Genomic DNA, 20,261 nt, shown 5'->3' with positions numbered 1-20,261 from the left:
CCTCCTTGAGGGACTCAGGGTCCCTCAAGGATGCCTTCACGGACTTGAGAGGGTTCCGGATGCCATGAAAGAGCCTTTCCTTGCAAATTTTGCAAGGAAAGGCTCTTTCATGGCGCTTGAGACAGGTCTGAGAAGCGAGGGCGGAGCGCTACTTCTCCGCCTCGGGCTTCGGTTCCTCGGTCGCCTTGTCGGCGGCCGAGTCCCGGACGGTGTCCGGAGCCGCGGCCACCTCGGCGTGCTCCGAAGAAGGCTCCGCAGAAGCCGAAGCGTCGTCCTCCCGCGGCACGTCCTTGCTCCACAGCGTTTCCGGCGCCTCCCTCGGCCCCCGCTTGGCGGCCAGGACGAAGTACGCGACCGCCGCGACGAACAGCAGGATCGAGGTCCACACGTTCACCCGCAGGCCGAGGATGTGGTTCGCGGTGTCGGTCCGCATCATCTCGATCCAGAACCGGCCCGCGGTGTACCCGGCGACGTACAGCGCGAACACGCGGCCGTGGCCGAGGCGGAACTTCTTGTCCGCCCAGATGATCAGCAGCGCGACGCCGAGGTTCCAGATCAGTTCGTAGAGGAACGTCGGGTGCACCGGGCTGTCCGGCAGCGGGACGTGCCCGATCGCGATGCCGTTCAGGAAGTCGTCCGGGTTGGTCGGGTTGTAGCGCTGGTAGATCTCCAGTCCCCACGGCAGAGTCGTGTGCGCGCCGTAGAGTTCCTGGTTGAAGTAGTTGCCGAGCCGCCCGATCGCCTGTGCGATCACGATCCCGGGTGCGAGCGCGTCGGCCATCGCGGGCAGCGGGATGCCCCGGCGGCGGCAGGCGATCAGCGCGCCGACGGCGCCGAGCGCGATGGCGCCCCAGATGCCGAGGCCGCCGTCCCAGATCTTCAGCGCGTTGATCGGGTTCTTGCCCTCGCCGAAGTAGAGCTGGTTGTCGGTGATGACGTGGTACAACCGCCCGCCGACCAGGCCGAACGGCACCGCGAAGACGGCGACGTCGATGACGGTGCCCTTCGTGCCGCCGCGGTTCACCCAGCGCCGTTCGCCCAGCCAGATCGCCACGATGATGCCGGCGATGATGCAGAGCGCGTAGGCACGGATCGGGACCGGCCCGATATGCCAGACGCCCTGGTCGGGACTGGGGATGGTCGCGAGGAACGCTGCCGAGGCGGTATTCACGTCGGCCACCGTAGCGCTTCGCCGGCTTCTTGGGGGCGTCAGCCCTCGACGGCGGCCAAATAGCCCGCGATCAGCGCGGACGCGACGTGTCCGACGGCGGTGTCCGGCGGCAGGAACAGTTCGTCGTGCAGGCTCGGCGCGCCCGCGGTGTCGCCGAGGCCGACGAACATCATCAGCCCGCGCGTCGTCCCGCAGTAGTGCGCGAAGTCGTCGGCGCCGAACGACCGGAATTCGGTGTCGACGCCCGCCCCTGCCCGGACGAGCCGCCGGTGCGCGCGCTGGGTGAGCCCGGCGTCGTTGTGCAGCACGGGTTCGCACGGGCTGATCTCGAGGTCCGCCCGGCAGCCGTGTGCCTTCGCGGTGCCGTGGACGACTTCGGCGAGCCCCTCCAGCGCGAGATCGCGGTCGTCGGCGCGCATCAGCCGCAGCGAACCGGACAGGCGGGCCTCGTTCGGCACGACGTTCGCGGTCGCCCCCGCCGCGATCCGGCCGACCGAGCAGACCGCGCCGAACACCGGGTCGACCCGGCGGCTCGCGAGCTGCTGCAGGCTCACCACGATCTGGCTGAGCGCGAGGATCGGGTCCCGCAGGAGGTGCGGGTATCCGGCGTGCCCGCCCTGGCCGCGGACGACGACCTCGAACTCGTCGGTGGAGGCGTTGACCGGTCCCGGCACCGCCGACACCACCCCCGCCGCGAGCCGGGGCTGGACGTGGGCGCCGATGACGGCCTCGACGCCGTACTCGGTGAGCACGCCGGATTCGACGATGTCCAGCGCGCCGGACGGCGACGTCTCCTCACGCGGCTGCAGGAGCGCGAGCAGCGGCCGCGGTACCCCGACGACGGCCGCCGCGCGGCAGGTGGCGACAAGCGCGGCCATGTGCACGTCGTGCCCGCACGCGTGCATCAACGGCGTCTCCGAAGCCCATGGGATCCCAGTGCGCTCGGTGACCGGCAGCGCGTCCAGTTCCGAACGCAGCGCCACGGCCGGTCCCGGCCCGGTGCCCGGGAACAGCACCGCGCGTCCGGTCTTGGCGACCCGGACTCCTTCGTCGGCGCCGAGCGCCTCGACGAGCATCCGCGCGGTGTCCTCTTCGTCCCCCGACGCGCGGGGATCGGCGTGCACCCGGTGCCGCAGCTCGATCGCGGAGGGCAGCTCCGCCTCGACGGCGGCCTCCCAGCGGTCCTGTAGTTCGTCCAGTTCCGTCATGTCCCCTCCAGCCCGTAAACCCGTTCGGCGTTGCGGTGCCCCACCAGCGCCGCTATCCGGTGCGCGTCCACTTCGGACAGTACGTCCGCGGTGAGCCCCGCGTACAGGAAGTCCGACAATCCTTGCCGGAACAGCGCGGTGCCGAGGTGGTACAGCTCGGCCAGCCCGAACGCGTCCGTGGAGAACAGCAGCTTCCCGAACGGCACGATCTCCATTGTCTCCGCGATGATCGCGGGCGCACGATGACCGGCGTTGTGCGTCGCGAGTCCCACGTCGATGAACACGTGCTCGAACACCTGCGCCAGATACGCGGCGTTCCGGTGGAAGGGATAGTTGTGCAGCAGCATGATCGGCACACCGCGTGACCGGGTGGCCCGCAACAGCCCGGTGAGCAGCAGCGGATCGCAGCGGTGCAGGTCGATGTCGGAGTCGCCGAAGCCCACGTGGAACTGGATCGGCAGGGCCAGGTCGACGCCGGTCCAGATCAGGAACCGGTGCAGCACCTCGTCCGCGAGCCGGACCGGTTCGCCCGCCTCGATCCGCGCGAGCCAGCGGCCCGCCGCTTCGGTGACTTCGGTGTCCGTCGGCCGCTCCCCTGCCAGGTCGAGGCCGACCCGGTAGGCGGCGATGGACTTGAACCCGACGGCCGTCGTGGCGCGTTTCGCCAGTTCCCCGGCGAAGGCCGAGGCGAATCCGGCCGCGGTGGTGGATCCGATCACCGCTTCGGCGACCTGTTCGAGCCGGACGATGTCCCGCGCGCGGGCGCCGGACAGGGCCGCGAACTGCTCGGTCGTGGTCAGCGTGTCCGGCAGGAAGCCGCCGTCGAGCAGGAATTCGGTCGTGCCGGTGGCGCGCAGGAACCGCGCGTTGACGTCGGCGGCACCCAGTTCGGCGCGGCGGGCCAGGTAGACCTCGGCCGGGACGTGCGGCGGCAGGTCGAGCACGGGCGCGCAGCGGGCCCGGACCGCGAGCCCGATCAGCGAGTCGAACAACGTCGTGCCCAGCGACGAGACGGTGTCGGCCTCGGTGAGCAGTTGTTCGAACTCGATCCGGCCGAGATCGCCGGTGGCGACGCCGTGGCAGTGGTGGTCCACCAGCCTGGTCCGGGCGACGAACGGCAGGATCGGGGTTCCCGGCATGAGCGCGTCCCTTCTCGTGGTCGACGAGTGCGGCCCCACCCTATGACCGGATCCGGGCGTGGCAAGGGGCCCGGAATGGGGCCAGGATGAGGAACCATGGTGAACCGGGAAGCACTGACCGCCCGCGCGACCGCCCTCACCGCGGAGCTGCGGTCGCGGGGTGTCGAGCTCGTGGCGCTGACCTTCGTGGACAACGCCGGGATCGCGCGGGTCAAGGCGATCCCGCTGCGGAAGCTGCCGTCGGCGGCCGCGTGGGGTGTCGGTGCTTCGAAGTCCTTCGACTTCTTCGGCTCGGACGACGTCATCACCGGCGGTGAGCATTCCCTCGGCCCGGTCGGTGACCTGCGGCTGCATCCGGACCTCGACGCGCTGACCGTGCTCGCCGGGCAGCCCGGCTGGGCATGGGCGCCGGTGACGAAACTCGACCAGGAGGGCGAGCCGCATCCGCAGGATCCGCGTGCCCTGCTGGCGACGGCGGTGGACCGGCTCGCCGCGCGCGGATATCGGGCACGGATGAGTTTCGAGATCGAATGGGTGATCACCGGCGCCGACGCCCCGGCCGATCCGACGTCGGCCACCGCGGGCCCGGCGTACGGCTACGCGAGGCTTTCCGAGCACGCGGACTATCTCCGCGCCCTGGTGTCCACTTTGGACCAACAGGGCGCCGGGGTGGAACAGATCCACCCCGAATACGCCGACGGCCAGTTCGAACTGTCCGTCGCCGCGGCCGATCCGGTGCGCGCGGCCGACATCGCCGTCCTGACGAAGGAAACGATCCGCGCGCTCAGCCACCGGCACGGGCTGAAGGCGTCCTTCACCCCGAAGTTCGCGCCCGCCGGCGTCGGCAACGGCGGCCACGTGCATCTGAGCGTCTTGGACGGCGCACGGAACCTTTTCTCCGGCGGGGAAAGGGTTTTCGGGCTGACGCCGGTCGCGGAGTCGTTCAGCGCGGGCATCCTGCGGCGGCTGCCCGCGCTGCTCGCGATCGGGGCGCCGTCGGTCGTCAGCTATCTGCGGCTGGAGCCGCACCACTGGGCGGGCGTGTACACCGCGTGGGGACTGGAGAACCGGGAGACGCCGCTGCGGCTGGTGCGCGGGGTCGCCGGGAACCGGGACACGGCGGCGAACCTCGAGATCAAATGCTTCGATCTGACCGCGAATCCGTATCTGCTGGCGGCCGCCCTGCTGTTCGCCGGGCTGGCGGGCGTCGACGAGGAGGCGGCACTGCCGGAGCCGGTGGACGTCGATCCGGGAACGCTGACCGAGGCCGAACGCGCCGCGCGCGGGATCGAGCGGCTGCCTCAGCGGTTGGAGGAGGCCGTCATGGCCTTCGAGGCGGACAAGGAGCTGGCGGCCGCGTTCGGCGCGCCGCTCGCGACGACGATCGTGGACGTGCGGCGGGCGGAGATCGAGCGGTTCGCGCTCGCGACCCCGGAGGAGATCACCTCAGCCCAGCGGTGGCGGCACTGAGCCTGTAGCGCGTGAAGGCCCCCTTCCCTCGGCTGAGCCGAGGGAAGGGGGCCTTCACGCGCAAAGAGACTTAAGCGGGGGCGACGGTCTTCCGTACACCCGCGGCCAGTTCGGCCGAAAGGTCGCGAACCGCGTCCAGTCCGCTCGCGGCGGCGGTCACCAGCGCCGAGCCGACGATGACACCGTCGGCGAAACCGGCGACCTGCGCGGCCTGCTCGCCGGAACGGACGCCGAGCCCGACACCGATCGGCAGGTCGGTGTGCGCGCGGGTCCGCGCGACCAGGTCCTCGGCGTGCACGCCGACCTGGTCACGGGCGCCTGTCACGCCCATCACCGCGGTGGCGTACACGAAGCCCGAAGAGGCCTCGACGGTCTTCGCGATCCGCTCCTCCGAGGAGGACGGCGCGACCAGGAAGATGCGGTCCAGACCATGCTGCTCGGAGGCGGCCATCCACTCGTCGGCCTCGTCCGGGATCAGGTCCGGGGTGATCATGCCGAGCCCGCCCGCGGCGGCGAGGTCCCGCGCGAAGCGGTCGACGCCGTAGCGGTGCACCGGGTTCCAGTACGTCATCACGACGGCCTTGCCGCCACGCGACGACACCGACTCGACGACCTCGAACAGGTGCTTGAGCTTGAAGCCGCCGGAGAGCGCGCTCACCGAAGCGGCCTGGATGGTCGGGCCGTCCATGACCGGATCCGAGTAGGGCACGCCCACCTCGACCAGGTCGGCGCCGCCGTCGACCACCGCGGCCAGCAGGTCCTTGGACCCGTCGACCGTCGGGAAGCCTGCCGGAAGGTACCCGATCAGCGCTCCACGGCCCTCCGCGCGCGTCGCCGCGAAGAGCTCCTGCAACCCGCTCATGCGTTCTCCACCAGGCCGAAGTACTTCGCGGCCGTGTCCATGTCTTTGTCGCCACGACCGGACAGGTTCACGATGATCAAGCCCTCGGGGCCGAGTTCGCGGCCGAGCACCAGCGCGCCAGCCAGCGCGTGCGCCGACTCGATCGCCGGGATGATGCCTTCGGTGCGCGAGAGCAGCTTGAACGCGTCCATCGCCTCGGCGTCGGTCACCGGCCGGTACTCGGCGCGGCCGCTGTCCTTGAGCCACGAGTGCTCCGGGCCGACGCCCGGGTAGTCGAGGCCCGCGGAGATCGAGTGCGACTCGACGGTCTGGCCGTCTTCGTCCTGCAGCAGGTACGTCATCGCGCCGTGCAGGTTGCCAGGGGTGCCCTTGGTCAGCGTGGCTCCGTGGCGGTTGCCCTCGATGCCCTCGCCGCCCGGCTCGAGACCGACGAGCCGGACTTCCGGGTCGTCGATGAAGCCGTGGAAGATGCCGATCGCGTTGGATCCGCCGCCGACGCAGGCCGCGACGGCGTCCGGCAGGCGTCCGGCCTGCTCCAGGATCTGGACGCGGGCCTCCTCGCCGATGATCTTGTGGAAGTTCCGCACCATCATCGGGAACGGGTACGGGCCCGCCGCCGTGCCGAACAGGTAATGCGTGGTGTCGGCGTTGGTGACCCAGTCGCGCAGGGCCTCGTTGATCGCGTCCTTGAGCGTGCGCGAACCGGTCTTCACCGGGATGACCTCGGCGCCGAGCAGCTTCATGCGGGCGACGTTCAGCGCCTGCCGCTCGGTGTCGACCTCGCCCATGTAGACGATGCATTCCAGGTCCAGCAGCGCGCAGGCGGTGGCGGTGGCCACGCCGTGCTGACCGGCCCCGGTCTCGGCGATGACCCGCTTCTTGCCCATCCGCTTGGTGAGCAACGCCTGGCCCAGCACGTTGTTGATCTTGTGCGAACCGGTGTGGTTCAGATCCTCGCGCTTGAGGAAGATCCGGGCGCCGCCGGCGTGCTCACCGAAGCGCTTGGCCTCGGTGAGCAGCGACGGACGACCGGCGTAGTCACGCAGAAGCCGCCGGAACTCGTTGACGAAGTCCGGGTCGTTCCGCGCCTTGTCGTACTCGGCCGCGACCTCGTCGACGACGCCGATGAGAGCCTCGGGCATGAACCGGCCGCCGTACGGGCCGTAGTAGCCCCGGTCGTCCGGATCGTGCTTGCCGTGGGGTTCTTCGTGGTACTCAGTGGTCATCGAGAAGGCCTCGGACAGGCAGGGTGCGATCCGGCGGTGACGAGCTTGACCAGCGCGCCCTTCGGGTCGCCCGAAGCGACGAGCCCTTCGCCCACGAGGACGGCGTCGGCGCCGTGACCCGCGTAGGACATCAGGTCACCGGGACCGCGGACACCCGACTCGGCGATCTTGAAGACGTCCATCGGCAGGCCGGGGGCCAGCCGCGAGAAGACGTCACGATCGACCTCGAGGGTGTGCAGGTTGCGGGCGTTGACGCCGATCACCTTCGCACCGGCTTCGAGGGCCTTGTCGGCCTCTTCGGCGTTGTGGATCTCGACCAGCGCGGTCATCCCGAGGGATTCGACCCGGTCCAGCAACGCGATCAGGGCGTTCTGCTCCAGCGCCGCCACGATCAGCAGGACCATGTCCGCGCCGTGCAGCCGCGCCTCGTGGACCTGGTACGGGCTGACGATGAAGTCCTTGCGCAGCACCGGGATGTCCACCGCCGCGCGGACCGCGTCGAGGTCGGCGAGCGAACCGCCGAACCGCCGCTGCTCGGTCAGCACGCTGATCACCCTGGCGCCGCCGTCGGCGTAGTCCTTCGCCAGCGCGGCCGGATCCGGGATCTCGGCCAGATCGCCCTTGGACGGGCTGCGCCGCTTCACCTCGGCGATGACGCCGATACCGGACTCGCGCAGGGCCGCGAGCACGTCTCGAGGGGGCGCGACCTGGGTCGCGCGCTTCTTCAGTTCGTCGAACGGCAGAACCGCCTCGCGCTCGGCGAGATCGGCACGGACGCCGGCGACGATGTCTTCGAGCACGCTCACCGGAGTCCCTCACCGGCTGTCGTACTCACGGATTCCTTCGCAAGGTCGCTCACAAAAACCTTCCCCTTCCCGCCGAAACGATGCTAACCCCCGCACGGATACGGCCTGGTTCCGGGTATGTCCGTTGCTCCGAATGCCAACCGTGTCATCTTTCGCGGTGTAGATCTCGAAAACGCGCGTTTTCCGCGGCCATCACCGGCTCGCGGTGGGATCTTCGCCTTCGGACAGCGCCTCCCACAGTTCGGTCTCCGGATCCTTCGCGGCCCGCTTCTTCGCTCCCGGCGCCGAGTACTTCGCGCCGAGACGCGGCATCCGGCCCGCGCCCTTGATGGCTGCCAACCCCCCGGCTGTCACGAGAATTCCCCCGAGGATCGCGAGGCCGCGGGCTCCCAGCATCTGGGCGACCGGGAGGCCGTCGGCGAACCCGCTCAACGAGCCGCCCGCCACGCCGATCCACACCGCGGCGACCCCGGCCACGGCGAGTACCACGCCGAGTACCCGGCGTGGCCAGCCGCCGGTGGCGATCAGCCCCGCCGTGCCGGCGAGCGCCAGCAACGCGAGCGGAATCAGCGCGACCGCACGCTGTGAACCGATTTCCGTGTACAGCACCGTGCCGCGCACGCCTCCGTCGCGGAACTCCGCGAACCACACGAGCCGCGAAGACCCCCACAGCGCGACCGCGCCGAGGAGCAGGCCCACCACGGCGATCCACAGTGGACGCTTGGCCTTCTTCGACGGCGGGGCGGCGTCTTCCGGGGCCTCAGACACGAGTGCTGTCACCCGCCGGGTCGAGTTCGTCCGCCGCGATCATCGTCTGGGCCGCCGCCACGGCGGACAGCACGGTGCGGGCCTTGTTGAGCGACTCGTTGTCCTCGTAGTCGGCCACCGAATCGGCGACGACTCCCCCGCCCGCCTGGACGTACGCGGTGCCGTCCTTCATCAGCGCGGTGCGGATCGCGATCGCGGTGTCGGCGTCCCCGGCGAAGTCGAGATATCCGACGACGCCGCCGTAGAGCGCCCTCCGGGTCGGCTCCAGCTCCTCGATCAGCTGCATCGCGCGGACCTTCGGCGCGCCCGAGAGCGTCCCGGCCGGGAAACACGCGGTGACGGCGTCGAAAGCCGTCTTGTCGTCGAGGAGCTCGCCGGTGACCGTGGAGACGATGTGCATGACGTGGCTGTAGCGCTCGACGTCGAAGAAGTCGACGACGCGCACGGTGCCGGGCTTGCAGACCTTGCCGAGGTCGTTGCGGCCGAGGTCGACGAGCATCAGGTGCTCGGCGCGTTCCTTCTCGTCCGCAAGCAGGTCCTTGGCCAGCTGCGCGTCCTCTTCCGGATCGGCGCCGCGCCAGCGGGTGCCGGCGATCGGATGCGTGGTCGCCCGGCCGTCCCGGACGGTGACCAGCGACTCCGGGCTGGACCCGACGATGTCGAAACCGTCCAGGCGCAGCAGGTACATGTACGGGCTCGGATTGGACGTGCGCAGGACGCGGTAGACGTCGAGCGCGTCGGCCTGGGTCTCGATCTCGAATCGTTGCGACGGCACGATTTGGAACGCTTCGCCAGCCTTGATCGCCTCGACGGCCTTCTCGACGGCAGCGTGGAAGTCCGGCTTGGAGCGGCGGCGCGTGAATTCGGGTGCGGGGCGGTCGAAGACGGCCGCCGTGGCCGGGGCCGCGACGTGCAGCTGCTTGGTCATCGCGTTCAGGCGCGCGACGGCGTCGTCGTACGCCGCGTCGACCCGCTCGGGCGAGTCGTCCCAGTTGACCGCGTTGGCGATCAGCGTGACGGTGCCCTCGTGATGGTCGAAGGCGGCCAGGTCGGTCGCCAGGAGCATGGTGAGCTCGGGGATGTCGAGGTCGCGTTCGGCGAGTTCGGGGAGCCGTTCGAGCCAGCGGACGGCGTCGTAGCCGATGTAGCCGACCATGCCGCCGGTGAGCGGCGGCATCCCGGGCAACTGCTCGGTGTGGAGCGCGGCGACGGTCTCCCGCAGCACGGTGAGCGGGTCGCCCTCGGTCGGCAGGCCGACCGGCGGGGTGCCGGTCCACACGGCCTTGCCGTCACGCACGGTCAACGCGGCGGGGCTGTCGACGCCGATGAACGACCATCGGCTCCAGGAGGCGCCGTTCTCCGCCGATTCGAAGAGGAACGTCCCCGGCCGGTCGGCGGCGAGCTTCCGGTAGACCCCGATGGGGGTCTCACCGTCGGCGAGCACGCGGCGGACAACGGGGATGACGCGACGGCCCTCGGCGAGTGCGCGGAACTCGTCGCGCGAAGGGCTGACCGAGCCGAGCCCCGACGGGCTGGCGTTTGCGGCGCTGACCATGCCGCTCATTGTGCTGCAACGGCCGGCGGGTCCGGGACCGGGGGCAAAATTCAAGTATTGTTGAATTTTGCGCCGGGCCCGTTCATGATGACGCCATGGCTGGAGAAGACACTACCGCTCGACGCCGGGGACGGCGGCCCGGCGGACAGGACACCCGCACCGCGCTGATCGAGGCGGCGCGCGTGGTGTTCGGGGAGAGCGGCTTCGACGGCGCGACCGTGCGTGCGATCGCGACGCGGGCCGGAGTGGACGCGGCGATGGTCAACCACTGGTTCGGCAGCAAGGAAGGCCTCTTCGGACAAGCCATCCTGGAGCTTCCCTTCGACCCGCGCGAACTCCTCGCCGAACTGACCGACGGCCCCGACGACGAGTTCGGGCAGCGGATCGTGCGGACCTTCCTCACCCGATGGGACGGCGCGGGCGGCGACGTGTTCCAGGCCCTCGTCCGCAGCGTCGCCGGCCACGAACAGGCGGCACAGGTCTTGCGTGGGTTCTTCCAGAACTTCTTCACCAAGGTGATCGGCGACATCGGCTCGGACGCCATCGAACTGCGGACGACCCTGTGCGCGTCCCAGCTGGTCGGCATGGGCATGGTCCGGTACGTCGCGAAGTTCGAGCCGATGGCTTCGAGCGAGATCGAGCCGCTGGTGACCGCGATCGCGCCGACGATGCAGCGCTACCTGACCGGGAAGATCGACTGACTCAGTCGTGTTCGCCCTTTGATCACGTGAGTTCCGCCCTCAATCACGCGAGTTCCGTCTCAGAGCACGTGAGTTCCGCCTTCGATCACGCGAGCGAAGGGATGCCTTCGCTACCCGCCGTCGAATGGCGACGACTTCCGTGATCGGACGCGCGACACGCGTGATTGGAGGCGTAACTCGCGTGATCGGAGGCGTAACTCGCGGGCCGGGTGTCGTCCGATCAGTCGGTGTCCGGCTCGATCTCCTTGGCTGGGACGGTGTGGAGCCGGTCCTTGAGGAACCGTCCGCGCGGGAAGATCACGATCATGTCCGTTTCCTCGCCGCCGATGAAGACGGGCACCTTCTCGAGCCCCTTGAATCGAGGCGCGATCCGCAACGACCGTCGTGTCTGGAGCAGCTTGTAGTCGTGCTCGAGGTAGACGTCGATCTTGGGGAACAGCCAGCCGGGCCGCACGGTCGCCGTGGCCTCGCGCAAGCCGGTCTTCAGGGCCGAGCGATACCGGCTCCGCCAGAGCCAGGCGGCGTACACGCAAGTCGGAATGCCCAAAAAGGCGGAGAAAGACAGCGGCGTCAGCAATTCGAACTGATTGTTGAAGACGACCCGCCCTTCGAACACGACGAGCTTCTTGGGCTCCCCTGACGCGTAGGCCAGAGAGATCTTGTCCCCGATCTTGTACCCGTGCTTCGCCGAAACAGGCATCGCGATCGTGCGCGGCTCCGAACCGGCGGGATAGGTGAGCGTGATCTTGACGCTGTCCGGTTCGGTGTACCCCTCTACCTTTTGTACCGTGCCCTTCACGTGGATGCCGGTGTTCGCCAGCTTCACGGACTCCTGCCTCAGCTGGTCGGTACCCATCTGACAGGCGACGAAGAAAGCCAGCCACAGCACGGTGAACGCCAGCGCGCGCACCTTGAAGTGCGACAGTTTCCCGATCAGGGGGACGGCCACGTCGTCGTGGATCGTCGGCGCCACGAAGTCTTCGACGACACCATCGTCCGAAGTGGACCGTGGTCGCCCGGCGACGCGTGGACGTCTTCTCGGGCGGTCGCCCTTGACCGATCTTCTCTTCCCTGCCCCCGGTTTCATCCGGTGAGAATAGCCGGGAACAGCGGCTCTCCCGGATAACGAGTTCACCGTCGCACCGAGGCAACCGCGAACCCCGGCCGGGCGTGCAAGTGAGCAGGCGTCAGCCCGCCAGCAGTACCGCGATCAGCGCCAGCGTGCCGGGAACCACCTGCACGAAGAAGATCTTCTTGCTCGCCGTCGCCGTCCCGTAGAGCCCGGCCACGATCACGCAGGCGAGGCCGAAGATCTTGAACTGCCAGGCGGTGCTGCCGGTCGCGATCAGCCCCCAGATCAGCGCGGCGGCGAGGAAACCGTTGTACAGCCCCTGATTCGCCGCGAGCGCGGAGCTTTCCTTCGCGAACTCCTCGGTGGTGCCGAAGGACGCGCGGGCGCGCGGCGTGGTCCACAGGAACATCTCGAGTACGACGATGTACAGGTGGATCAGGGCGACGATGCCGACCAGCACAGTGGCGACGACATTCACGGGCTACTCGCTCTCGTCGGCCAGCAGCAGCCGTTCGTCGGTGTCGAAGCAGGTGTGCGTGCCGGTGTGACAGGCCGGGCCGGTCTGGTCGACGCGCAGGAGGACCGTATCGCCGTCGCAGTCGATCCGCACCTCGCGCACGTGCTGGACGTGGCCGGAGGTCTCGCCCTTGACCCACAGTTCCTTGCGGCTGCGGGAGTAGTACGTCCCGCGCCGCGTCGTGAGGGTGCGTTCCAGTGCCTCGTCGTTCATCCACGCCATCATCAGCACGTCCGATGTGGAGTGTTCGACGACGACCAGGGCGATCAGCCCGTCGGCGTTGCGCTTCAAGCGGTCGGAGAGGGCGGGGTCAAGCGTCATTCGTGGCTCCGAGAAGGTGCCGTTTCACCGGCATCGAGTTGAGCAGGACCGCCGCGTAGACGTACCCGGCGAAGAGGAGCCCGGACACGATCTTCACCCAGAAGAGTTCCGCCGCCAGCAGGGAAAGCGCGTGCAGCAAGGCGAACAGGAAGCTGACGCCGAAACCGGCGAACCGCGCCGAAGACATCCTCAGCACGAGCCCCGCCACGACGAGCCCGCCGAGGACCAGCGACGTCCCCGGCAGGAGGAACGTCCGCGCGGACGAGTACGGCGCGAACATGAGGATCCCGGCCATCGCGAGATACGCGAGGGCGAGCCCGATCAGCAGCGCGCAGACGACCTTGACCTCGGTGGCGGCCTTCCACTTGGACGGCATCACCGGACCACGACTCCCCCGGCGCGCAGCGCGCCCTTGACCTCGCCGATCTTCAACTGCCCGAAGTGGAACACGCTGGCCGCGAGCACCGCGTCCGCACCGGCCTCGACGGCGGGCAGGAAGTGCTCGAGCGCGCCGGCGCCGCCGCTGGCGATCACCGGGACGCGGACCGCGCGGCGCACCTGGCGCAGGAGTTCGAGGTCGAAACCGTTCTTGGTGCCGTCGGCGTCCATCGAGTTGAGCAGGATCTCGCCGACGCCCAGTTCTTCCCCGCGCGCGGCCCACTCGACGGCGTCGATCCCGGTGCCGCGGCGCCCGCCGTGCGTGGTCACCTCGAATCCGGACGGTGTCGGCTCGGTGCCCTCTGGCACCCGGCGCGCGTCCACCGACAGCACGACGCACTGCGCGCCGAACCGGCGGGACGCCTCGCGCAGGAACTCCGGCCGCGCGATGGCGGCGGTGTTGATGCTCACCTTGTCCGCGCCGGTGCGCAGCAGCCGGTTGACGTCGTCGTTCGTGCGCACGCCGCCACCGACGGTGAGCGGGATGAACACCTGCTCCGCGGTCCGGCGGACGACGTCGAAGGTGGTCTCGCGGTCCCCGGAGGACGCCGTGACGTCGAGGAACGTGAGCTCGTCCGCGCCCTCGGCGTCGTACAGACGGGCGAGTTCGACGGGGTCGCCGGCGTCGCGCAGGTCGGCGAAGTTGACGCCCTTCACCACACGGCCCGCGTCGACGTCGAGACACGGGATGACCCTGACTGCGACTGACATGGGGACAAGCGTAGTCAAGCGCCGTTCTAAGCTCGCGGGATGGCACAAGCGGGGCGGCGGCCGGGGCAGACCGAGACGCGGGAGGAGATCCTCGACGCGGCACGGCGCAGGTTCGCCGAACTGGGCTACGACGGGGCGACCGTCCGCGGCATCGCGGCCGACGCCGGGGTGAACGCGGCGCTGCTGCACCACTTCTTCGGCACCAAGCAACGGCTCTTCGCCGCGTCGATGAACCTGCCGGTCGACCCCGGCGAACTGGTCCCCCGGATCCTCGAAGGCCCCGAAGACGAGATCGGTGAACGTCTCGTCCGCGCGTTCCTCGGCCTCTGGCAAGCGCCGGAGGGCCGCGCGCCGTTCCTGGCGATGATCCGGTCCGCGACCACCAACGAACAGGTCGCGACCATGATGCGGCAGTTCCTGGAACGCGCGGTGCTGGCGCGGGTCGCCGAGGCGCGCGGGGTGCCGAAGGCCCGGGTGGCCGGGATCGCCGCGCAGATGATCGGGTTCGCGCTGCTGCGCTACGTCATCGGGCTCCCGCCGCTGGCCGCCGCCTCGGAGGACGAGGTCGTCGCGATGCTGGCGCCGGTCGCGCAGTACTACCTGACCCCCGGCGCCGAGAAAGTCCGGCTCCCGATGCATCAGCCGGGTGGTCTCGCGCGTCACTAGAGGGAGACCACCGGCTGAGGGGGACACGTGCCTGCGACCTTCGACGAGTTCGTCGCGGATCGCCTGGACGGGCTCCTGCGCTACGCGACCGTCCTGACCGACGATCCGTACCTGGCGCAGGACATCGTCCAGGAGGTACTGCTGCGCGCTCAGCAACGCTGGCCGAGGATCGACTCGCCGCCGACGTACGTCCGCCGGATGGTGACCAACGAGTACCTCTCGTGGCGGAGGCGGCTGGCGGTCCGCCGGGTCGTGCCGTCGTCACCCGAGGTCCTCGACCTCGTCAGCCCGCCGGTCTCCGATCACGCCGTCGAGTACGACGAACGCGACGCGATGCTGGACAGGCTCGCGAAGCTCCCGCGCAAACAACGCGCCGCGATCGTGCTCCGCTACTACGAGAACTACTCCGACGAGGAGATCGGCGCGGTACTCCGCTGCGCGACGTCGACCGTGCGCAGCCAGATTTCGCGCGCGCTCGCGACGCTGCGGGAAACCGGTCCGTCCTCGTCCGTTCAGCCCACGGGAGCCCGCAAATGACCCGACTGAGTGAAGAACGCACCGAGGATCTGCTCCGGGAGAGCCTCGAACAGCTGGCGACGCGGGCGCCCGACGGGGCCGAGATCCGCGAGGTGCTGGCCCAACGGTCGCGAAGCAGGCCGAAGATGGCTTTGGCACTGGTCGCGGCGGCGGTCGCGATCATCGCGCTCGGCGTGCCGCTCGGCCTGCGGGCCTTCACCGCGGTCACGCCCGCCTCACCGCGCGACGCGGACTGGTCGGTGCTGCCGTACAAACCGGGCTGGCTGCCCGACGGTTTCACGGAGATGAGCCGCTCCGCAAAGCCCTACCCCGCGCCTCAGACCAGGATGTGGAACGGCGGCGAGGCAGGCCGGATCAAGCTGACCACCACTCCGCTGGACGAGCGGCGCGGGCCGTGGACGATCGCCCCCGCCCCGAACCAGATCATCGTGCACGGCCGGGTCGGCATGGTCTCGGAGGTCGACCGCGACGCGACGATGCTGACCTGGTCACCCGACGACACGTACGTGCTGAACCTGACCCTGCACGATGTGCGGGACCCGCGCGGCGTGGGTCAGCGGATCGCGGACGAGATGGTCAGGGACGGCCGTGCCCGGGTTTCGGGCGAACTGCGGTTCGGCAGGTTGCCCGCCGATCTGGAGCTGTCCGGGGTGCGCCTGCCCATGGCGGTCGGTGGGGGCACGACCGAGCTCGAAGCCACCCGTGCCGGGCAGCCCACCGCTCCGGCGGTCGTCACGGCGACGCTCGGCGGCCAACGGCCGGACGCGGGCGACGCCGCGGCCGTGCCGCTCAAGATCCGGGGCCTCGACGGGTTCGCCCTCCCCGCGCGGAACGGACGGCTCGGGCAGCTGGACGAAACGGTCGCCGTCCAGGTCGAAGGCGGGCGCTGGCTCACCGTGTCGGGTGAACGGGACCGCGCCACGCTGACCGACATCGCCGAGGGCCTGCAGATCATCCCCGGCGACTACAGCTGGTTCGGGAAACCGCCGGAATAGTGACGGGCGGGCGGAGGTTGTCGACGACATGACGGACACCTACCGCTCCATCGCGTTCACCGAATACGGCGACTCCGGGGTCCTGCGTGTCCTCGAGCGGGAGCTTCCCGAACCCGGCCCCGGCCAGGTCAGGGTCGCCGTCCGGGCCGCGGGGGTGAACCCGATCGACTGGAAGATCCGCGCCGGGCTGCTGGCCGAGGTGTACCCGGCGATGTTCCCCGCCGTTCCCGGTGGGGACATCGCCGGCGTGATCGACGCCGTCGGTGAAGGCGTGTCCGGCTTCGCGGCCGGTGACGAGGTCCTCGGCAGGGGTATCGGCGGATACGCGGAGTACGTCCTCGCGGATCCGGCGGGCCTGACCCGCAAGCCGGAGGCGCTGTCCTGGGAACTCGCCGCGGCGTTGCCCGTGGTCGTCAGTACCGCTTATCGTGCCCTCAACCTGCTGGATCTCCACGAGGGCGAGACGCTGCTCATCGACGGCGCGGCGGGCGGTGTCGGCACCATCGCCGTCCAGCTCGCGGTCGCGCGCGGGCTCACTGTCGTCGGCACCGCGAGCGAAGCGAACCACGACTACCTGCGTTCACTGGGCGCCGTCCCGGTGCAGTACGGCGAAGGACTGGCCGAACGCGTACGCGACGTCGCGCCGCAGGGCATCGACGCGTCCTTCGACACCTCCGGACGCGGTTCGCTCGCCACCCTCGTCGAACTGACCGGCGGCCCGAAGCGCGTCGTCACCATCGCCGCGCCGGACGCGGCCGACCACGGCGTCCGCTTCACCTCCGGTTCCCCGGCCGAGCAGGTCCCCGGCGCGCTGGACGAAGGCGTCGCGCTGGCCGCCGAAGGCAAGCTCGACCTGCCGATCGCCAGGGTCTACCCGCTCACCGAAGCGGCCGCGGCCCAGGACGAGAGCGAAGCGGGGCACGTCCGGGGCAAGCTCGTCCTGGTGCCGTGAGCCTTCCCGCGGCGGCGAGCTGGCTGCACCGGGATTCGAGGACCGGCTTCGAGGTCTCGTTCTTCCAGGGACACGAAGGCGGCTGGAAGATCAGCGGGGCGACGACGGCGGTCGAGGACGGGGAATCCTGGTTCGTCGAGTACTCGATAGCCGTCGACGCCGCTTGGCACACCCGGCGGGCCGAGATCTCGGGACGGTCGGCGACCGGCATCCGGCGCACGGTGCTCGAATCCGGCGGCGACGGGCGATGGCGGGTGGACGGCGTCCCGGACCCCCGCCTCGACGGCTGTTTCGACGTGGACCTCGAGTCCTCGTCGATGACGAACACGCTGCCGGTGCACCGGCTCGGCCTCGCTCCGCACGCCGCCGCCGAGGCGCCCGCCGTGTACGTCCGGGCGGGCGACCTCGCCGTGGAACGGCTCGAACAGCGCTACGAGCGGGTCGCCGACCGCGAATTCGCCTATACGGCACCGGTTTTCGATTTCTCCTGCGTGCTGCGCTACGACGAACACCTGCTCGTCGTCGACTACCCGGGCATCGCCGTCCGGCAGTCCTGAAATACGCACCCTTGACGCACGCTTCTCAACGGGCGCAGAATTAAACGCATGGCTAATTCAGCGATCTCCGTGACGGGGCTGAGGGTCGTCCGCGGCGGCCGCGAGGTCGTCAAGGACATCGCGTTCCAGACGCCGCGTGGCCGCATCACCGGCTTGCTCGGGCCGAGCGGCTGCGGCAAGACGACGCTGATGCGCTCGATCGTCGGCGTGCAGATCGTCGGCGGCGGCGAGGTCACCGTCCTCGGCCATCCCGCGGGCAGCCCGCCGCTGCGGCGGCTCATCGGCTACGCCACCCAGAACCCGGCCATCTACGCCGACCTCACCATCGCGGAAGCGTTGCGCTACTTCGCATCCGTCCTTCGCGCGCCGGTGTCCGATGTGGACAGGGTGATCGCCGAAGTCGGACTGGCCGACCACGCGGGCAAGCTGGTCGGCTCACTGTCGGGCGGCCAGCACAACCGCGCCAACCTCGCCGTCGCGCTGCTCGGGAAACCCGAACTGCTCGTCCTCGACGAACCCACCGTCGGCCTCGATCCCGTGCTCCGCGACGAACTCTGGGCGCTCTTCCGCCGTCTCGCCGACGGCGGGGCGACGCTGCTCGTGTCCAGCCACGTCATGGACGAGGCGGCGCGATGTGACCGCCTGCTGCTCATGCGCGAAGGCCGGATCCTCGCCGACGACACCCCGGCCGGGCTGCGCGACCGCACCGGGACGACCGATCTGGAGCAGGCGTTCCTGCGGCTCGTCCGGGAGACGGAGATGACCTCGTGAACCCCACGCTGACGCTCGCCACGGCCCGCCGCATCCTCCTGCAGTTACGGCACGATCCGCGCACCGTCGCGATGTTGATCGTCGTCCCGTCGCTGCTGATGGTGCTGCTTCGGTTCGTCTTCAACTCCGAAGCGGTGTTCAGCCGCGTCGCCCCGGCGCTGCTCGGCGTCTTCCCGTTCTTGATCATGTTCCTGATCACCTCGATCACCACGCTGCGCGAACGCACCACGGCCACCCTGGAACGGCTGATGACCCTGCCGATCGGCAGGCTCGACCTGCTTTTCGGCTACGCGATCGCGTTCGGTTCGATCGCGATCGTGCAGGTCGGCCTCGCCGCCGGGATCTCGCTCGCCTGGCTGGGCCTCGACATCGCGGGGTCGATCGGGATGCTGCTGCTCATCGCCGTCCTCGACGCGCTTCTCGGGATGGCACTCGGCCTGTTCGTGAGCGCGTTCGCGCGGACGGAATTCCAGGCGGTGCAGTTCATGCCGCTGTTCGTCCTGCCGCAGATCCTGCTGTGCGGACTGTTCGTGCCGCGCGGCCAGATGGGCTGGCTGCTGAACTGGCTCTCGGACGTCATGCCGCTTTCGTACGCCGTCGAGGCGCTGACGAGGGTCACCACCTCGGGAACCGTGGACGCGACACTGATCCGGAACCTGATCATCGTCGGGGCGTGCGCCCTGGCCGCGCTGGTCCTCGGCGCGGCGACGTTGCGACGCCGGACGCCCTAGACTCTCCACATGGGATCGGAGTTCGAGCGGATCGCCGCCGAGAAGTACGTCGTCCTGACCACCTTCCGCAAGAACGGCACCCCGGTGCCGACCCCGGTCTGGGCGGCGGGCGACGGCGGCGAACTGGTGCTCTGGTCCGAGCGCAAGGCGGGCAAGGTCAAGCGCATCCGCAACAGTGGCCGGGTCGAGGTCCAGGCCTGCGACTTCCGCGGCAACAACACCCATGGCGACGTCGTTCCGGGCGAGGCGCGGCTGCTGGACCTCGACGGAACCGAACGCGTGCGCAAGGTGATCGCGCGCAAGTACGGGATCACCGGGCGGGTGACGATGTTCTTCAGCAGGCTGCGGGGGCCGAAGGACCGGACCGTGGGAATCGCGATCAAGCTGGCGGGCTAGCTCGCGAGTGGCTGCGTACGCGTTCTCCTGGTAGTGAGGGCCTCTTTGCCTACTCTGACGGTAGTGAAGGAGGCTTTCGCTACCGTCGGATGTGATCCCTGGTGACCGTGGGACGGCGTGACTCGTGTGCTTGGATGCCGCACTCGGGAGTGCGGAGAAGGACTTCAGTCAGGCGCTCACGTGAGATTCGCGGTCGTGGTGATGTCGTGAAAGGGCCCTTTGAGACGATGATCGTCTCAAAGGGGCCCTTCACGACATAAGAGCTAGACGCCGGGGTCACGAGGCCTGCAACGCCCGCAGCCCCGCCGCCATCGCCGCCGAGTCGTGGTCCGGCCCGCAGCCTTCCACCAGGATCAGGTCGCCGGGGATGTGGTCCGCCCGCAGGTGCAGGATCTCCCGGTACGCGGGCGAGTCGTACCACTCGCGAGCGGCGTCGAGGCTCGGGAACTCGATCATCACCAGCGAACCGGGCCACTCCCCCTCGACGACCTGCACCTCGGCTCCGTGCACGAGGAACCGGCCGCCGAAAGGATCGAGCGTCGCCTGGATCCGTTCCAGGTACTCGAAGACCTCTTCGGCGAGCACGGCGGCGGGGCGCAGGTGGGCGAGTCCGTAGGCGGTCATGATTCCCTCCAGGTTTCGGTGTCCTGGAAGGAATCCTGACCGAACGAGCGGGTGGCGTCGATTACCC

24 protein-coding genes are annotated in these 20,261 nt (G+C 69.6%); 10 read left to right on the top strand and 14 right to left on the bottom strand.

Going from position 1 to position 20,261, the window contains the following annotated elements; all coding sequences use genetic code 11:
• Positions 1–148 precede the first annotated feature (148 nt).
• From lgt to DMH03_RS27615, 3 genes are read right to left on the bottom strand one after another with little or no spacing between them, the layout of a single operon-like run.
• Entirely contained in the window at positions 149–1,180 is a 1,032-nt protein-coding gene (gene lgt, locus DMH03_RS27625; protein WP_199749044.1) for a prolipoprotein diacylglyceryl transferase, read from the bottom strand.
• Positions 1,181–1,209: 29 nt separating this feature from the next.
• Complete coding sequence (locus tag DMH03_RS27620; protein ID WP_199749043.1) at positions 1,210–2,379, bottom strand: M20 family metallopeptidase; 1,170 nt, start codon at positions 2,377–2,379, stop codon at positions 1,210–1,212.
• The gene (locus DMH03_RS27615; RefSeq protein ID WP_125794922.1) at positions 2,376–3,518 is read right to left on the bottom strand and encodes an amidohydrolase family protein; all 1,143 of its coding nucleotides are present in this window, start codon (positions 3,516–3,518) and stop codon (positions 2,376–2,378) included. The genes DMH03_RS27620 and DMH03_RS27615 overlap by 4 nt, the downstream gene beginning before the upstream one ends.
• Before the next feature lie 96 nt (positions 3,519–3,614).
• On the opposite strand from DMH03_RS27615, the gene DMH03_RS27610 reads away from it, so the two are divergent.
• Positions 3,615–4,988 (top strand): glutamine synthetase family protein, encoded by a 1,374-nt coding sequence (locus DMH03_RS27610; protein ID WP_125794921.1) that lies wholly within the window; start codon positions 3,615–3,617, stop codon positions 4,986–4,988.
• A 70-nt stretch (positions 4,989–5,058) separates the two neighbouring features.
• On the opposite strand, the gene trpA is transcribed toward DMH03_RS27610, so the two are convergent.
• From trpA to DMH03_RS27585, 5 genes are all read right to left on the bottom strand, one after another.
• Positions 5,059–5,850, bottom strand: coding sequence for a tryptophan synthase subunit alpha (gene trpA / locus DMH03_RS27605; RefSeq protein WP_125794920.1), 792 nt, complete (start codon positions 5,848–5,850; stop codon positions 5,059–5,061).
• Positions 5,847–7,076 (bottom strand): tryptophan synthase subunit beta, encoded by a 1,230-nt coding sequence (gene trpB / locus DMH03_RS27600; RefSeq protein ID WP_125794919.1) that lies wholly within the window; start codon positions 7,074–7,076, stop codon positions 5,847–5,849. The genes trpA and trpB overlap by 4 nt, the downstream gene beginning before the upstream one ends.
• Positions 7,073–7,882, bottom strand: a complete 810-nt coding sequence (gene trpC, locus DMH03_RS27595) for an indole-3-glycerol phosphate synthase TrpC (RefSeq protein ID WP_020630310.1) — start codon at positions 7,880–7,882, stop codon at positions 7,073–7,075. The genes trpB and trpC overlap by 4 nt, the downstream gene beginning before the upstream one ends.
• 192 nt (positions 7,883–8,074) lie before the next feature.
• Positions 8,075–8,650, bottom strand: a complete 576-nt coding sequence (locus tag DMH03_RS27590) for a Trp biosynthesis-associated membrane protein (protein WP_125794918.1) — start codon at positions 8,648–8,650, stop codon at positions 8,075–8,077.
• Positions 8,643–10,205 (bottom strand): anthranilate synthase component I, encoded by a 1,563-nt coding sequence (locus DMH03_RS27585; RefSeq protein ID WP_125789630.1) that lies wholly within the window; start codon positions 10,203–10,205, stop codon positions 8,643–8,645. The genes DMH03_RS27590 and DMH03_RS27585 overlap by 8 nt, the downstream gene beginning before the upstream one ends.
• A gap of 95 nt (positions 10,206–10,300) precedes the next feature.
• Here DMH03_RS27585 and DMH03_RS27580 point away from each other — a divergent pair, with 95 nt between their 5' ends.
• Positions 10,301–10,906 carry a TetR/AcrR family transcriptional regulator gene (locus DMH03_RS27580; RefSeq protein ID WP_125794917.1) on the top strand — a complete coding sequence of 202 codons (606 nt, stop codon included), beginning with the start codon at positions 10,301–10,303 and terminating at the stop codon, positions 10,904–10,906.
• Positions 10,907–11,126: 220 nt separating this feature from the next.
• On the opposite strand, the gene DMH03_RS27575 is transcribed toward DMH03_RS27580, so the two are convergent.
• The 5 genes from DMH03_RS27575 to hisF all read right to left on the bottom strand — a co-directional run bounded on the left by DMH03_RS27575 (position 11,127) and on the right by hisF (position 13,965).
• Positions 11,127–11,993, bottom strand: coding sequence for a hypothetical protein (locus DMH03_RS27575; protein ID WP_125794916.1), 867 nt, complete (start codon positions 11,991–11,993; stop codon positions 11,127–11,129).
• 100 nt (positions 11,994–12,093) lie between these two features.
• Complete coding sequence (locus DMH03_RS27570) at positions 12,094–12,456, bottom strand: DUF1304 domain-containing protein (RefSeq protein WP_125794915.1); 363 nt, start codon at positions 12,454–12,456, stop codon at positions 12,094–12,096.
• A 3-nt stretch (positions 12,457–12,459) separates the two neighbouring features.
• Positions 12,460–12,816: a phosphoribosyl-AMP cyclohydrolase gene (gene hisI, locus DMH03_RS27565; protein ID WP_125794914.1), complete on the bottom strand. Its 357-nt coding sequence runs from the start codon at positions 12,814–12,816 to the stop codon at positions 12,460–12,462.
• The gene (locus DMH03_RS27560; protein ID WP_125794913.1) at positions 12,806–13,195 is read right to left on the bottom strand and encodes a hypothetical protein; all 390 of its coding nucleotides are present in this window, start codon (positions 13,193–13,195) and stop codon (positions 12,806–12,808) included. Before DMH03_RS27560 ends, hisI begins: the two co-directional genes overlap by 11 nt.
• Positions 13,192–13,965: an imidazole glycerol phosphate synthase subunit HisF gene (gene hisF / locus DMH03_RS27555; RefSeq protein WP_125789636.1), complete on the bottom strand. Its 774-nt coding sequence runs from the start codon at positions 13,963–13,965 to the stop codon at positions 13,192–13,194. The genes DMH03_RS27560 and hisF overlap by 4 nt, the downstream gene beginning before the upstream one ends.
• Positions 13,966–14,004: 39 nt before the next feature.
• Between hisF and DMH03_RS27550 the strand changes: the two genes are divergently transcribed.
• The 8 genes from DMH03_RS27550 to DMH03_RS27515 are packed head-to-tail and all read left to right on the top strand — an operon-like array spanning position 14,005 to position 19,570.
• Positions 14,005–14,631, top strand: coding sequence for a TetR family transcriptional regulator (locus DMH03_RS27550; RefSeq protein ID WP_125794912.1), 627 nt, complete (start codon positions 14,005–14,007; stop codon positions 14,629–14,631).
• Positions 14,632–14,658: 27 nt separating this feature from the next.
• The gene (locus DMH03_RS27545; RefSeq protein ID WP_125794911.1) at positions 14,659–15,168 is read left to right on the top strand and encodes a SigE family RNA polymerase sigma factor; all 510 of its coding nucleotides are present in this window, start codon (positions 14,659–14,661) and stop codon (positions 15,166–15,168) included.
• On the top strand, positions 15,165–16,163 hold the full coding sequence (locus tag DMH03_RS27540; protein WP_125794910.1) for a hypothetical protein: 999 nt from the start codon (positions 15,165–15,167) through the stop codon (positions 16,161–16,163). The genes DMH03_RS27545 and DMH03_RS27540 overlap by 4 nt, the downstream gene beginning before the upstream one ends.
• A 28-nt stretch (positions 16,164–16,191) precedes the next feature.
• Positions 16,192–17,115, top strand: coding sequence for an NADP-dependent oxidoreductase (locus DMH03_RS27535; RefSeq protein ID WP_125794909.1), 924 nt, complete (start codon positions 16,192–16,194; stop codon positions 17,113–17,115).
• Positions 17,112–17,672 (top strand): putative glycolipid-binding domain-containing protein, encoded by a 561-nt coding sequence (locus DMH03_RS27530; protein ID WP_125794908.1) that lies wholly within the window; start codon positions 17,112–17,114, stop codon positions 17,670–17,672. The genes DMH03_RS27535 and DMH03_RS27530 overlap by 4 nt, the downstream gene beginning before the upstream one ends.
• 48 nt (positions 17,673–17,720) lie before the next feature.
• Positions 17,721–18,443: an ABC transporter ATP-binding protein gene (locus tag DMH03_RS27525; protein WP_125794907.1), complete on the top strand. Its 723-nt coding sequence runs from the start codon at positions 17,721–17,723 to the stop codon at positions 18,441–18,443.
• The gene (locus DMH03_RS27520) at positions 18,440–19,174 is read left to right on the top strand and encodes an ABC transporter permease (RefSeq protein ID WP_125794906.1); all 735 of its coding nucleotides are present in this window, start codon (positions 18,440–18,442) and stop codon (positions 19,172–19,174) included. The genes DMH03_RS27525 and DMH03_RS27520 overlap by 4 nt, the downstream gene beginning before the upstream one ends.
• 9 nt (positions 19,175–19,183) lie before the next feature.
• Positions 19,184–19,570, top strand: a complete 387-nt coding sequence (locus tag DMH03_RS27515) for a PPOX class F420-dependent oxidoreductase (protein ID WP_125794905.1) — start codon at positions 19,184–19,186, stop codon at positions 19,568–19,570.
• A 276-nt stretch (positions 19,571–19,846) separates the two neighbouring features.
• Here DMH03_RS27515 and DMH03_RS27510 read toward each other — a convergent pair whose 3' ends face one another.
• Positions 19,847–20,194, bottom strand: a complete 348-nt coding sequence (locus DMH03_RS27510) for a DUF1330 domain-containing protein (RefSeq protein WP_125794904.1) — start codon at positions 20,192–20,194, stop codon at positions 19,847–19,849.
• Positions 20,195–20,261 lie beyond the last annotated feature (67 nt).

It is taken from the genome of Amycolatopsis sp. WAC 01376 (assembly GCF_003947415.1).
Taxonomy (GTDB): Bacteria; Actinomycetota; Actinomycetes; order Mycobacteriales; family Pseudonocardiaceae; genus Amycolatopsis.
This window is presented reverse-complemented; position numbering and strand designations above follow the sequence as displayed.

Bases quoted from the DNA above. Each gene is read 5' to 3' on its own strand.
- DMH03_RS27550 (WP_125794912.1), top strand. From the start codon at position 14,005: ATGGCACAAGCGGGGCGGCGGCCGGGGCAGACCGAGACGCGGGAGGAG.
- DMH03_RS27515 (WP_125794905.1), top strand. From the start codon at position 19,184: ATGGGATCGGAGTTCGAGCGGATCGCCGCCGAGAAGTACGTCGTCCTG.
- DMH03_RS27540 (WP_125794910.1), top strand. From the start codon at position 15,165: ATGACCCGACTGAGTGAAGAACGCACCGAGGATCTGCTCCGGGAGAGC.
- DMH03_RS27615 (WP_125794922.1), bottom strand. From the start codon at position 3,518: ATGCCGGGAACCCCGATCCTGCCGTTCGTCGCCCGGACCAGGCTGGTG.
- DMH03_RS27610 (WP_125794921.1), top strand. From the start codon at position 3,615: ATGGTGAACCGGGAAGCACTGACCGCCCGCGCGACCGCCCTCACCGCG.
- DMH03_RS27620 (WP_199749043.1), bottom strand. From the start codon at position 2,379: ATGACGGAACTGGACGAACTACAGGACCGCTGGGAGGCCGCCGTCGAG.
- trpA (WP_125794920.1), bottom strand. From the start codon at position 5,850: ATGAGCGGGTTGCAGGAGCTCTTCGCGGCGACGCGCGCGGAGGGCCGT.
- DMH03_RS27575 (WP_125794916.1), bottom strand. From the start codon at position 11,993: ATGAAACCGGGGGCAGGGAAGAGAAGATCGGTCAAGGGCGACCGCCCG.
- DMH03_RS27580 (WP_125794917.1), top strand. From the start codon at position 10,301: ATGGCTGGAGAAGACACTACCGCTCGACGCCGGGGACGGCGGCCCGGC.
- DMH03_RS27510 (WP_125794904.1), bottom strand. From the start codon at position 20,194: ATGACCGCCTACGGACTCGCCCACCTGCGCCCCGCCGCCGTGCTCGCC.
- DMH03_RS27585 (WP_125789630.1), bottom strand. From the start codon at position 10,205: ATGGTCAGCGCCGCAAACGCCAGCCCGTCGGGGCTCGGCTCGGTCAGC.
- DMH03_RS27525 (WP_125794907.1), top strand. From the start codon at position 17,721: ATGGCTAATTCAGCGATCTCCGTGACGGGGCTGAGGGTCGTCCGCGGC.
- hisF (WP_125789636.1), bottom strand. From the start codon at position 13,965: ATGTCAGTCGCAGTCAGGGTCATCCCGTGTCTCGACGTCGACGCGGGC.
- DMH03_RS27535 (WP_125794909.1), top strand. From the start codon at position 16,192: ATGACGGACACCTACCGCTCCATCGCGTTCACCGAATACGGCGACTCC.
- hisI (WP_125794914.1), bottom strand. From the start codon at position 12,816: ATGACGCTTGACCCCGCCCTCTCCGACCGCTTGAAGCGCAACGCCGAC.
- trpB (WP_125794919.1), bottom strand. From the start codon at position 7,076: ATGACCACTGAGTACCACGAAGAACCCCACGGCAAGCACGATCCGGAC.